The following is a 12,569-nucleotide window of genomic DNA, read 5'->3' as shown; positions in this document are numbered from 1 at the left end:
GCCTGAAGGCTTCCCTGAAAGCGAAACCTCGTGTTCGATAATCTCCTCGGCTCCTTCTGGCCGTACACGATCGACGGCCTCATCGTGGGCGCGATCTACGGCCTCGTCGCCCTCGGCTACACAATGGTCTACGGCGTGCTGCGGCTCATCAACTTCGCGCACTCCGAGGTCTTCATGATCGGCACCATGGCGTCCGCGTTCGTCGTGATGACGCTCGGTATCACCACGCCGCTGACCGGCTTCGCCCTCATCGGCGGCCTGCTGCTGATGGTGCTCGTGGGTGGCGCCGCCTCCGCGGGTTCGGCCATGTTGCTGGAGCGCATCGCCTACCGTCCGCTTCGCAAGCGTGGCGCCTCCCGGCTCGCCGCGCTGATCTCGGCGATCGGCGCCTCCCTGTTCCTCCAGGAGCTCTTCGCCCTGGTGATCATCCCGCAGGTGTTCGACCGTCCGCAGCAGGGCCGCAACCAGATGGGCGTGGCCCGCATCATGGACAAGGAAGTCTTGTTCACGATCGGCGGCGCGCAGATCAGGGTGGACCAGATCCTGATCTTCGTCGCGGCGATCGGCATGATGGTCCTTCTCGACCTGCTGGTGAACCGCACCAAGATCGGACGTGGCATCCGCGCCACCTCCCAGGACCCGGAGACCGCGGTCCTGATGGGCGTGGACATCGACAAGATCGTGCGGATGACGTTCCTCATCGGTGGCCTGATGGCAGGCGTCGCGGGCGCGCTGTTCGTGCTCCAGTTCGAGGTCACCAAGTTCTCCATCGGCTTCCTCCTCGGCATCAAGGCCTTCACGGCCGCGGTGCTCGGGGGCATCGGCAACCTACGTGGAGCGCTGGTCGGCGGTCTGTTCCTCGGTCTCATCGAGAACTACGGTGCCGCCGTCTTCGGCTCGGGATGGAAGGATGTCATCGCTTTCTCGGTTCTCGTCCTGGTCCTGATGTTCCGTCCCACCGGCATCCTCGGTGAATCCCTCCAGCAGGCACGCGCATGAGCACGAACTCCACGATCACCAACGGCAGGAACGCCTTCTCGGCGTTCATCGACGGCATCCGCGATCGGTGGGCCGCCGCCCCCAGCTGGCAGCGCTGGACCGTCTACATCATGCTGTTCGTCATCGCACTGCTGCTGCCCAACGAATCGTTCGGCCGGTTCATGTCGCCGTACAGCGACTGGGCGAGCGTCCTGTTCTTCCCGATCGGTACCTATGTGGTCCTGGCGATCGGCCTCAACGTGGTCGTCGGCCAGGCCGGCCTGCTCGACCTCGGATTCGTCGCGTTCTTCGCCATCGGCGGCTACTCGATGGCGTTGCTCGGCACCGAGCTGGGGCTGAACTTCTGGGAGATCCTGATCCTCGGGGTCATCCTGTCGGCGCTCTCCGGAGTGATGCTCGGCGGCCCCACACTCCGCCTGCGAGGTGACTATCTGGCGATCGTCACGCTCGGCTTCGGAGAGATCGTCCGCCAGACGGCCGAGAACACCGACGCCATCGGCGGCCCGCGCGGCATCGCCGGCATCCCGCACCCCCCGAGCATCGAGGGTGTCGAGCTGTTCGGCATCGAGATCTTCAAGTACGGCGTGCTGGACCCGAGGCCCTACTACTACCTGCTGGTCGTGGTCGCCACCGCGATCATCATCTTCGTGAAGCGGTGGGAGAAGAGCCGGGTCGGCCGCGCGTGGGCGGCCATCCGCGAGGACGAGGACGCCGCCGAGGTCATGGGCGTGCCGACCTTCAAGTTCAAGCTCCTCGCCTTCGCGATCGGCGCCTCGATCGGTGGCGCCATGGGAGTCGTCTGGGCCGGCAAGACCATCTCGATCAATCCGAACGACTTCCTGTTCATGCTGTCCGCGACGATCCTCGCGGCGGTCGTGCTCGGCGGATCGGGCAACATCCCCGGTGTCATCCTGGGCGCGTTCCTCGTCGCCTGGCTCCCGGAGCGGTTCCGTGGCCTGTCCGACTACCGCATCCTGGTGTTCGGCGCCGCGCTGGTCGCCTTGATGATCTTCCGTCCGGAGGGCCTGTTGCCTTCCCGGCGCCGAAGAGCGGAGCTGGCGGAGGGTACGGGCGGCATGGGCAGCTTGGGCGCGGAGGTTCCCGGTCCCGAGACCCAGCGCGCAGCCGAGGGAGCAGGGAAATGAGCGATGCGCGTCCGCTTCTGCAGCTGCAGAAGGTCAAGATGCAGTTCGGCGGCGTCGTCGCCCTGCGTGAGGTCGAGCTGACCATCAACGAGGGTGAGATCTTCGCCCTCATCGGGCCGAACGGCGCGGGCAAGACGACGGTGTTCAACGTCGTCACCGGCGTCTACCGCCCGACGTCCGGCCAGGTGATGTTCGACGGCGACCGCATCGACGGCATGAAGCGGTTCAAGGTCACCAAGCGCGGCGTCGCCCGCACCTTCCAGAACATCCGGCTGTTCCACAACATGTCCGCGCTGGAGAACGTCATGGTGGGGGCCGACGCCCACCACCGCACGGGCATGTTCAGCGCCGCCCTCGGGCTGCCGTGGCACCGCCACGAGGAGCGCGACGGCAAGGCGCTGGCCATGGAACTGCTGGAGTTCGTGGGCATCGGCCACCGCGCCGAGGAGACGGCCAAGAACCTTCCTTACGGCGACCAGCGGCGGCTCGAGATCGCTCGCGCGCTCGCGACCAAGCCCAAGCTCCTCCTTCTGGACGAGCCCGCGGCGGGCATGAACCCGGCCGAGAAGGAATCCCTGCAGGGCCTGATCCGCAGGATCCGCGACGCCGGGCGCACGGTCCTGCTGATCGAGCACGACATGGCCCTGGTCATGGGCATCAGCGACCGTATCGCGGTGCTGGACTTCGGCCAGAAGATCGCCGATGGTCTTCCCGCCGAGGTCCAGAACGACCCGAGGGTCATCGAGGCGTACTTGGGGGCTCCCGCAGATGCTTCTTGAGATCAAGGACATCCACGTCCACTACGGCAAGATCGAGGCCATCAAGGGCGTCTCGCTGGAGGTCGGCGAGGGCGAGATCGTCTCCCTCATCGGCGCGAACGGCGCGGGCAAGACCACGACCCTGAAGACGATCTCGGGCCTGCGGGCGCTGACGTCGGGCTCCGTCATCTTCGACGGCAAGGACATCAGCAAGCTCGCCGGGCACAAGCGGGTGCTGGCCGGCATCGGGCAGTCTCCGGAGGGACGTGGCGTCTTCCCCGGCATGACCGTCACCGAGAACCTGCTGATGGGTGCCTACACCCGCAGCGGCGACCTCACCAAGGACCTCGACGAGGTCTTCGAGCTGTTCCCGAGGCTGGCCGAGCGCAAGAACCAGGCCGGCGGCACGATGTCGGGCGGTGAGCAGCAGATGGTGGCCATCGGCCGGGCGCTGATGAGCAAGCCGAAGGTGCTGCTGCTCGACGAGCCCTCGATGGGCCTGGCGCCCATGCTGGTCGCCCAGATCTTCTCGATCATCAAGGAGATCAACAACCGGGGCACCACCGTCCTGCTGGTCGAGCAGAACGCCCAGCAGGCTCTCCAGCTCGCCCATCGGGCGTACGTGCTGGAGACCGGCAGGGTGGTGAAGTCGGCTCCCGCGGCCGACCTTCTCGACGACCCGCAGGTGCGCGAGGCGTACCTCGGAGGCGAGCTCGGCACTCGCTGAGCGCCCCGAGATTCGACGCGCTCACCGAGCGCCGCGAGATGCGATGACACGGCCCGGCCGGGATCACCCGGCCGGGCCGCGGTCTCGTCTCGCCGGGCCCCGGCGGCGCTAGCGCAGCGGCACGTCGACGCCCTTGGAGGGGCCCACGGCTCCCAGGGGCGGATCGGCGAAGAACCGGATCTTCGTTACGCGGACGTCCTTGGGCACGTCGTACCACAGGTCGAACTCCATCCGCACGAAGCTGCCGACCGGTAGCTCGTCGGGCTGGCGCTTGATCGCCTGTGCGAAGGTGTCGATGCCGAACGTGCGGCCGTCGGAGGCCACCAGCAGTTGCTGCTTGGCGTCGAACTTCTGGTTGGTGCGGTCGGTGCTCTCGATGAGGACGCGCACCCGGACGTACTGACCCTTGGCGTTCCACTCGGCGTGGCTGCCGAACATGCTCGGCATGCCGTCGTGGAAGCCGAGGACGCGGAACCGCATCTGGCCGTCGACCACGGGCGCCGCTTTGATCACCGTCTCGTCGGGACGCACGGTCTGGGCGGGGATCATATATGTGGCGGCGGGGGTGGGGGTGGCGGCGGACTTGGCCGGGCCGCTGGAACAGCCGGTGGACAAGGTGGCGACGACCGTCAAGCCCAGCAGAACCAGGGGTGCTCGCACGAATCGCACACTAACTCGCCACTCAGGCGGGAGTTCCAGGCTGTCACACCTGTTGTGCGATCGTTTCTTTACGGTAATACCCCTGGTGACCAGGTGCGGGACCATGGCCAGGGTTACGGTAACTTAACTTAACTCCGACATACAGCTAAAGAGGAGGACGTTGTGGTCTTTAGGCCCAAGCGTCGCCGTATGACCCCGATCGGGGCGCTCGTTGTTAGCGCCGCGTTCCTTCTCTCCGCCTGCGGTGGCGGATCAGACTCGAGTGCGACAAGCTCCAACGCGCCCGCAGGGAGCGCGTCAGCAGCTTCCGGGATCAAACTGATCAATCCGGGCAAGCTCACTACCTGTACCAACCTGCCGTATGAGCCTTTCCAGTTCAAGCAGGGCGACAAGACCGTCGGCTTCGACGTCGACATCGTCGACCTGGCGGCCAAGAAGCTCGGTGTGACACAGGAAATCGTGGACATCGACTTCGCGGTGATCAAGAGTGGTGCCGCCCTCAACGCCGGCAAGTGTGACGTCGCCGCGGCCGGTATGACCATCACTCCTGAGCGTCAGAAGAACCTGTTGTTCTCCGACGCCTATTTCGACGCCACGCAGGCGCTGCTGGCCAAGAAGGGCACCGGCGCCAAGTCGCTCGAGGACGTGAAGGCCAAGGGGCTCAAGCTCGGCGCGCAGGCCTCGACGACCGGCCTCGACTACGTGAAGGGCAAGGGTCTCGACCCCACCGAGTTCGCCGACTCGCCCAAGGAGTTGCTGGGCCTGCAGTCCGGCCAGGCCGACGTGATCGTCCAGGACCTGCCGGTCGTGCTCACCTGGCTGAAGAAGCCCGAGATCGCCGACAAGTTCGAGCTGATCGCCAGCCTCGACACCGGTGAGCAGTACGGCGTCGGCATGAAGCTGGGCAACGACGCGCTGGCCAAGGTGATCAACGAGGAGATCGCGAAGGCCAAGTCCGACGGCACCTACGAGCAGATCTTCGTCAAGTGGTTCGGCAAGAAGCCCGGCGAGCTCGGATCCTGATCGATGACCGATCAGCCCACGACGGCTGAGCCGGTCGGCCCTGCCGGGCAGGTGCCCGGCAGGGCCAGGCTCAGCCCCCGCAAGAGGCAGCGGATCAGCCGCGGCATCCAGTACGCCATCCTCATCGCCGTGGTCGTCGCGGTCGCTTTCCTGGCCAACTGGAAAGGGCTGGGCGAGAACTTCGCCAAGATGGACGTGGCCGAGCAGTCGCTGCCCGAAGTGTTCACGGTGGCGCTCAAGAACACGATCATCTACACCGTCGGCGGATTCGTCTTCGGCTCCCTGGGCGGCCTGCTGCTGGCCCTCATGCGCCTTTCCTCCGTACGGCCGTACCGCTGGATCGCCACCGTCTACGTCGAGATCTTCCGTGGCCTTCCCGCGCTGCTGATCTTCCTGCTCATCCTCTTCCTGCCCCTGGCGCTTCCCGGCTTCGAGGTGCCCGGCGGGACGTACGGACAGGGCATCCTGGGCCTGACGATCGTCAGCTCGGCCTACATGGCGGAGACGCTCCGGGCCGGCCTCCAGGCCGTGCCGAGAGGGCAGACCGAGGCGGCGCGGTCGCTCGGCATGTCCCACTCGCGCGCGATGATCTCGGTGGTCATCCCGCAGGCGATCCGCATCGTGATCCCTCCGACGACCAACCAGTTCGTGTCCCTGCTCAAGGACTCCTCGCTGGTCCTGTTCCTCGGTGTCAGCGGCGACTACGTCGAGCTGACCAAGTTCGGCAACGACCTCGCGTCGACGACGAGCAACGCCACCCCGATCATGGTGGTCGGTCTCACGTACCTGCTCGTCACGATCCCGCTGGGCTACCTGGCCGGTCGTCTCGAAACCCGTCAGGCGAAGGGACGGTGACCCCGATGACGCACGCGGTCGAGATCAGGGACCTGCACAAGTCTTTCGGCGACCTGGAGGTGCTCAAGGGCATCGACTTCACCGTCGACGAGGGCCAGGTCGTCTGTGTCATCGGGCCTTCCGGGTCGGGCAAGTCGACGTTGCTCCGCTGCGTCAACCTGCTCGAGGTGCCCACCAAGGGCAGTGTCAGCGTGGGCGGCGTCGAGCTGACCGATCCGGATGTCGACATCGACGCGGCGCGGCGCAGGCTCGGCATGGTCTTCCAGTCGTTCAACCTGTTCCCGCACATGTCGGCGCTGGAGAACGTCATGCTCGCCCAGCGTCGGGTGCTCAAGCGGGGCAGGGCCGAGGCCGAGCGCATCGCGCGGGAGAACCTCGAGAAGGTCGGCGTGGCCGCCAAGTGCGACACCTTCCCTCCGCAGCTTTCTGGAGGGCAGCAGCAGCGCGTCGCCATCGCCAGGGCGCTGGCCATGGACCCGGCGCTCATGCTGTTCGACGAGCCCACCTCCGCGCTCGACCCCGAGCTGGTGGGAGACGTGCTCTCGGTCATGCGCGACCTCGCCCGTGACGGCATGACGATGCTGGTGGTCACCCACGAGATGAGCTTCGCCCGTGAGGTCGCCGACCGGGTCGTGTTCATGGACGGAGGGGTGATCGTCGAGGAGGGCCCGCCGGACCAGGTGATCGGCAACCCCCAGCACGCCCGCACGCGCACGTTCCTCAAGCGGGTCCTCGACCCGACGCACGCGCAGGACGACGCCGGCGTGGCCGACGACACGCCGGCGGCTCCGCCTCCGGTTCACTGAGGCGACCGGCGGTTCGCCGGGCGAGGGACGTTCTCTGGGACGTTCTCAGGGGCGGACGATCGCTCACCGAAGGGACAACGATCCCCGCAGGCCTGTGGCCTGCGGGGATCGCCCGTTTCGGGGGTGGTGCATGCTAGGAGCCCGCAGGTGATCTTTGGGGCCATGTAGGGCTTCCCCGGCCGCACACGTTGTCTACTCAATCACCTACGGGCTCTGGCGTCACAACGCTAGCGAGCTATGAGGCTCATGCGCAAAGAGAGTCGCAAAACGTGGTCCGATAAAGACCAAATATCACTTGGCGTCACGGAGCATGCAGGTGAGTCGCGACGTGCAGACGCGACGGCCGTCCTCGTCGGTGATCTCGATGTCGTACGTGGCGATGCTGCGGCCGCCGTGCAGCCGGGTGGCGACGCCGGTGACGTATCCCGAGGTGGCCGAGCGGTGGTGGGTCGCGTTGATCTCGACGCCGACGGCCTGGCGGCCCGGGCCGGCGTGCAGGGCGGCGCCGGTCGACCCGATCGTCTCCGCGAGGACGCAGGACGCGCCGCCGTGCAGGATGCCGTACGGCTGGGTGTTGCCCTTGACCGGCATGCGCGCGACGACGCGTTCCGCCGCGGCCTCGAGGAATTCGATGCCCATGGCCTGGATCAGGGTGCCCTTGTAGTCGCCGCCGTAGAGCGACTGGAGGCGGGCGTGGTCCTCGGGGTTCGTCATGGTCAAGGGGAAGCCTCCAGTTGCTCAGCCAGGAGTGTTCTGTCGTACATGGAGACTAGGCTGCGGGTGTGCCGAAGAAGGAACCGACCCCCGCCCGTGATCGCCTGCTCCTCCTCGACGGGCATTCACTCGCGTACCGCGCGTTCTACGCGTTGAAGGACGCGAACCTCACCACGACCGACGGCCAGCACACCGAGGCGGTGTACGGCTTCACCTCGATGCTGATCAATGTCCTGCGCGACGAGAAGCCGACCCACGTGGTGGTCTGCTTCGACCGGTCGGAGCCGACCTTCCGGCACGAGGCGTTCGGGCAGTACAAGGCCAACCGCCAGGAGACCCCCGAGGATTTCCGCGGACAGGTCAGCCTGATCTTCGAGGTGCTCGACGCGCTGCGCGTGCCCTACCTCTCGCTCGCGGGTTACGAGGCCGACGACCTGATCGCGACGCTCGCCCACCGCGCCGCCGCGCAGGACATGGACGTGCTCATCGTCACCGGTGACCGCGATGCCCTCCAGCTGGTGAACGACCGCGTCACGCTGCTGATGACCCGTCGTGGCATCAGCGACATGACGCGCTTCGACCCCGCCGCGGTCGTGGAGAAGTACGGCCTGACCCCGGAGCAGTATCCCGACTTCGCCGCGCTGCGCGGCGACCCCAGCGACAACCTCCCCAACATCCCCAGCGTGGGGGAGAAGACCGCCGCCAAGTGGATCAAGGATTTCGGCTCGCTCACCGAGCTGGTCGACCGGGTCGACGAGGTCAAGGGCAAGGTCGGCGACAAGCTCCGCGAGCACCTCGGCCAGGTGATCCACAACCGCCAGCTCACCGAGCTCCGCCGTGACGTGCCGCTCGACGCCGAGGTGGCCGAGCTCAAGATGGGCAAGTGGGACCGCGACGAGATCCACAAGCTCTTCGACTCGCTGCAGTTCCGCGTCCTGCGCGACCGGCTCTACCAGACCATCGGCACGGCCGAGCCTGAGGCCGAGGAGGGGTTCCAGGTCGAGGTCGTGACGCTGGCCCCGGGGGAGGTCGAGGCCTGGCTGGCCGCCGCGCCCGAGGGCCGGGCGGGGCTCGCCCTCAAGGGCTCCTATGGCAGCGGCACGGGCCGCGTCGACGGCATCGCCATCGCCGTTCCCGCCGACTCCGAAGGGCGGCAGCGCGCCGCCTACCTCGAACTGGTGTCCCTCGACCCCGCCGACGAGAACGCCCTGAGCCGCTGGCTCGCCGACGAGTCCAGGCCCAAGGCCCTGCACGACGCCAAGGGCCCCCTGCTGGGCCTGTGGGCCCACGGGCTCGACCTTCAGGGGCTCACCTGCGACACGGCTCTCGCGGCCTATCTCGCCATGCCCGGGCAGCGGTCCTTCCCGCTCGATGATCTCGTGCTGCGCTATCTCCACCGCGAGCTGCGCGCGGAGACCGAGTCCAACGGCCAGGCGGCCCTGTTCGACGATCCCGATGACGACGAGGGCCGGGAGCTGGCCATCCGGGCGCAGGCCGTGCTGGAGCTGGCCGACGCGGTGGAGGCCCATCTGGAGCCCCGCGGCGGCATCCGGCTGATGCGCGAGGTCGAGCTTCCGCTGGTCCGCGTGCTGGCCGAGCTCGAGCGCGCCGGCATCGCGGTCGACCACGACTACTTCACCGGGCTCGAGGCGGAGTTCGGCGCCGCGGTGAAGCAGGCCGTCGAGGAGGCCCACAGGGTCGTCGGCGAGCAGTTCAACCTGGGCTCGCCCAAGCAGCTCCAGGAGATCCTGTTCGTCAAGCTCGGGCTGCCCAAGACCAAGAAGATCAAGACCGGCTACACCACCGACGCCGACGCCCTGGCGACGCTCGCCACCCAGACCGACAACGAGCTGCCGACCATCCTGCTCCGCCACCGCGACCAGACCCGGATGCGCACCACCGTCGAGGGCCTGATCAAGGAGATCGTCGACGACGGGCGCATCCACACCACCTACAACCAGATCATCGCGGCGACCGGGCGCCTGTCGTCCGAGAAGCCCAACCTGCAGAACATCCCGATCCGCACCGCCGAGGGCCGCCGCATCCGGCAGGGCTTCGTCGTGGGCCAGGGTTACGAGACGCTGCTCACGGCCGACTACAGCCAGATCGAGCTGCGCATCATGGCCCACCTCTCCCAGGACGAGGCGCTGATCGCGGCGTTCGAGTCCGGGCACGACTTCCACCAGGCGACCGCGGCCCGGGTCTTCGACATCCCCCCGGAGCAGGTCGACGGCGAGCTCCGGGCGCGGATCAAGGCGATGAACTACGGCCTGGCGTACGGACTGTCCGACTTCGGGCTGTCGGGCCAGCTCGGCATCCCCGTAGCCGAGGCCCGCGCGCTGAAGGACGAATACTTCCAGGAGTTCGGCGGCGTCCGCGACTACCTCGCGGCGATCGTCGCGCAGGCCCGTCAGGACGGCTACACCGAGACCATCCTCGGCCGCCGCCGCTACCTGCCCGACCTGACCAGCGACAACCGCCAGCGGCGCGAGATGGCCGAGCGCATGGCGCTCAACGCCCCCATCCAGGGTTCGGCGGCCGACATCATCAAGGTCGCCATGCTCGACGTGCACCGTGCGTTGCATGCCGAGAAGCTGCGCTCCCGCATGCTGCTGCAGGTCCACGACGAGCTCGTGTTCGAGGTGGCCCCCGGCGAGCTCGACCGGCTGCGCGAGCTGGTGGTCTCCCAGATGTGCGCCGCCTACGAGCTCCGCGTCCCCCTCGACGTCTCAGTGGGCACCGGCGCCACCTGGCAGGCCGCCGGCCACTGATCCCCGCGTCGCGCCGCTCACTTCTGTCTCGCTGTGGCGGTGGCCGGGTGGTGGGGGGAGAGTGACCGTTCGAGGGCGGCGGTCTCCACCTCCAGCAGGCCGGTCTCGTGGCGTTCGGCCTCGTGCGCCGCGCGGCCGCCCCGCAGGCCGAACAGCCGCTTCGACAGCAAGATGTACAGCACGGCCGTGAGGTTGATCAGCAGGATGACGACACGCAGCCAGGTGACCTTCTCGACGATCTCGTAGATCTCGATCGGGACGAACAGCGACGTCGCCACCACCGCGAAGTACTCACCCCAGCGCTGGAGCAGCCACAGGCCCACGCCCTCGACCATGAGCAGCGCTCCGAAGACGAGCAGGCCGAGCACGATCCACGTCAGAGTGCTGGTCTCCGCGCTCAGCACCGCGCGCAGCGTGTGGACCACCCCCGACTCCTCCAGGTTCCACCCGAGCTTGTCGGCGAGCGGCTGGAGCAGGGGAAGATCCTCGTCGAAGGCCATGCTGATCGCGTCCTGGTGCGCCCGGAACCTCCAGATCCCGAACGCCGCCGCCAGCACCAGCAGCCCTTTCCCCCACCGGAACACCGCCAGCAGCCGCAGGATCGTGGCGTCGCGCAGTGCCTTGCCCCGAAGAACGATGGGAGCGTCCTCGGCGGGGCCGGAGCCGTGCGGCGCGCCGAGGGTGAAGTCTCCGCACCGCAGGCAGCGCCACGCCTCCCCGAGGGCCGTCTCGGCCCGCAGACGCTCCCGAAGTGCCTTCTCCACAGGGGCATAGGTCACGTGGCCATGACGGCCACAGGCGCGCAGACTCCAGTTCACGAGCAAATTTCAGCACATGCTGGGTGTGTACGCTGGCTCCGGACGTGGCCGAATGGACTGTCCTAGGGTGAATCTCGACCTGCCGGCGATCCAGGAGCCCAGTTGCGCAGCACACCTGCCCTGACACACGTCATCGGCATCGTGAACATCGGTGTCATGATCGTCGCCGTTGTGGTGCTGCTGGTGCTCCCCTTCAAGGAACACGAGGCCGGCCGGCCGGCCGCCAAGCCGGTGCCCAAGGTCGTGCTGCCCAGTGTGGCCCCGCCGTCCCCGCTGACGGCGACGGCGGAGTCGGCCAGGAAGGCCAGGGCCAACGAGGCCGGCCTGGTCCCGGTACTGATGTACCACCGGATCCAGAAGAAGCGGATCGCCTCCATCGACCGCACCCCCTCCCAGCTCCGCCGCGAGCTCCAGAAGCTCGCCGAGAGCGGCTATGTGCCCGTCACCGCGGCCGAGTTCGCGGCCGGCGCCATCAACATCCCGGCGGGCACCCACCCGGTCGTGCTGAGCTTCGACGACGGCCATCCCTCGCACTTCGCCCTCGACAGCGACGGCGTGCCGAAGAAGGACACCGCCGTCCGGATCATCTACGACGTCGCGAGGGAGCATCCGGGCTTCCGCCCGGTGGCGACGTTCTGGATCAACAGGAACCCCTTCGGCTTCATTGACAAGGGCCTGCAGGCGTCGGCCGTGGGGTGGCTAGTCCAGCACGGCTTCGAGGTGGCCAACCACACGTACGGCCACCCGGACCTCTACCGGCTGACCAGCAAGGAGGTCGCCGAGGCGATCGTGCGCGGGGAGCGGCTGATGAAGCAGCTCGGCGCTCCGGCGTCGGCCACCTTCGCCCTTCCGTACGGCAGCCGGCCCAAGAAGCGGGCCACCGCGCACGACGGTAAGTGGGACGGCACCGCCTACCACTTCGACGCCGTGTTCCTCGCCGGAGCCGAGCCGGCGATTTCGCCCTACGCGAAGGCCTTCGACCCCTATAACGTCCCTAGGATCCAGTCCAACGGTAAAAAGGGGGAGTGCCGGAAATGGTGCTCCGAGTACTGGCTGGAGTGGCTCAGAACGCACCCTGGTAGGCGATACACCTCGGATGGAGACCCGTCACACGTCTCCATACCACGTCGACTTCAGGGTAAGATCCGAGCAAAGCTCGTCGGGATGTTGATCTCCTACTGAGGGCTTCCGGTGTTGTGCTGGTGAGCGCCGGATTGACCACGCCCGCGTACTCTCATATGCTGATCGCTGCGCTGTGGGCTCGCGTGCGCCTCGGACGGAGCGGGCTCGCGC

The 12,569-nt window shown here is 67.4% G+C and carries 12 protein-coding genes; 9 read left to right on the top strand and 3 right to left on the bottom strand.

The features are described from left to right. Positions 1 to 30 precede the first annotated feature (30 nt). Genes ABD810_RS14170 through ABD810_RS14155 form a run of 4 tightly spaced genes read left to right on the top strand, consistent with a single transcriptional unit; the run spans position 31 to position 3,629 of the window. A complete protein-coding gene (locus tag ABD810_RS14170) occupies positions 31 to 999 on the top strand; it encodes a branched-chain amino acid ABC transporter permease (protein ID WP_344938852.1) in 969 nt (322 codons plus the stop codon). Then, positions 996 to 2,144 (top strand): branched-chain amino acid ABC transporter permease, encoded by a 1,149-nt coding sequence (locus ABD810_RS14165; RefSeq protein WP_344938850.1) that lies wholly within the window; start codon positions 996 to 998, stop codon positions 2,142 to 2,144. Before ABD810_RS14170 ends, ABD810_RS14165 begins: the two co-directional genes overlap by 4 nt. Next, a complete protein-coding gene (locus tag ABD810_RS14160; RefSeq protein WP_344938848.1) occupies positions 2,141 to 2,923 on the top strand; it encodes an ABC transporter ATP-binding protein in 783 nt (260 codons plus the stop codon). Before ABD810_RS14165 ends, ABD810_RS14160 begins: the two co-directional genes overlap by 4 nt. Then, positions 2,913 to 3,629: an ABC transporter ATP-binding protein gene (locus ABD810_RS14155; protein WP_344938846.1), complete on the top strand. Its 717-nt coding sequence runs from the start codon at positions 2,913 to 2,915 to the stop codon at positions 3,627 to 3,629. The genes ABD810_RS14160 and ABD810_RS14155 overlap by 11 nt, the downstream gene beginning before the upstream one ends. A gap of 108 nt (positions 3,630 to 3,737) precedes the next feature. Here ABD810_RS14155 and ABD810_RS14150 read toward each other — a convergent pair whose 3' ends face one another. After that, positions 3,738 to 4,289, bottom strand: coding sequence for a DUF4352 domain-containing protein (locus ABD810_RS14150; protein WP_344938844.1), 552 nt, complete (start codon positions 4,287 to 4,289; stop codon positions 3,738 to 3,740). Between the two features lie 189 nt (positions 4,290 to 4,478). Between ABD810_RS14150 and ABD810_RS14145 the strand changes: the two genes are divergently transcribed. Genes ABD810_RS14145 through ABD810_RS14135 form a run of 3 tightly spaced genes read left to right on the top strand, consistent with a single transcriptional unit; the run spans position 4,479 to position 6,973 of the window. Beyond that, a complete protein-coding gene (locus tag ABD810_RS14145) occupies positions 4,479 to 5,312 on the top strand; it encodes an ABC transporter substrate-binding protein (RefSeq protein ID WP_344938842.1) in 834 nt (277 codons plus the stop codon). 3 nt (positions 5,313 to 5,315) lie between these two features. Then, positions 5,316 to 6,167, top strand: a complete 852-nt coding sequence (locus tag ABD810_RS14140) for an amino acid ABC transporter permease (protein WP_344938840.1) — start codon at positions 5,316 to 5,318, stop codon at positions 6,165 to 6,167. Between the two features lie 5 nt (positions 6,168 to 6,172). Continuing rightward, positions 6,173 to 6,973 carry an amino acid ABC transporter ATP-binding protein gene (locus ABD810_RS14135; RefSeq protein WP_344938838.1) on the top strand — a complete coding sequence of 267 codons (801 nt, stop codon included), beginning with the start codon at positions 6,173 to 6,175 and terminating at the stop codon, positions 6,971 to 6,973. A gap of 291 nt (positions 6,974 to 7,264) precedes the next feature. Here ABD810_RS14135 and ABD810_RS14130 read toward each other — a convergent pair whose 3' ends face one another. Next, entirely contained in the window at positions 7,265 to 7,612 is a 348-nt protein-coding gene (locus ABD810_RS14130) for a PaaI family thioesterase (protein ID WP_425566898.1), read from the bottom strand. A 143-nt stretch (positions 7,613 to 7,755) separates the two neighbouring features. Here ABD810_RS14130 and polA point away from each other — a divergent pair, with 143 nt between their 5' ends. Then, positions 7,756 to 10,458 (top strand): DNA polymerase I, encoded by a 2,703-nt coding sequence (polA, locus tag ABD810_RS14125; RefSeq protein WP_344938836.1) that lies wholly within the window; start codon positions 7,756 to 7,758, stop codon positions 10,456 to 10,458. Positions 10,459 to 10,475: 17 nt separating this feature from the next. On the opposite strand, the gene ABD810_RS14120 is transcribed toward polA, so the two are convergent. Then, entirely contained in the window at positions 10,476 to 11,237 is a 762-nt protein-coding gene (locus tag ABD810_RS14120) for a DUF2127 domain-containing protein (RefSeq protein ID WP_344938834.1), read from the bottom strand. 141 nt (positions 11,238 to 11,378) lie between these two features. Between ABD810_RS14120 and ABD810_RS14115 the strand changes: the two genes are divergently transcribed. Beyond that, entirely contained in the window at positions 11,379 to 12,458 is a 1,080-nt protein-coding gene (locus tag ABD810_RS14115) for a polysaccharide deacetylase family protein (RefSeq protein ID WP_344938832.1), read from the top strand. The last annotated feature ends 111 nt before the right edge of the window (positions 12,459 to 12,569 follow it).

Source organism: Sphaerisporangium flaviroseum, from assembly GCF_039537005.1.
Lineage (GTDB): Bacteria > Actinomycetota > Actinomycetes > Streptosporangiales > Streptosporangiaceae > Sphaerisporangium > Sphaerisporangium flaviroseum.
The sequence above is the reverse complement of the archived record's forward strand: the minus strand, read 5'-3'. Positions and strand labels throughout refer to the sequence as shown.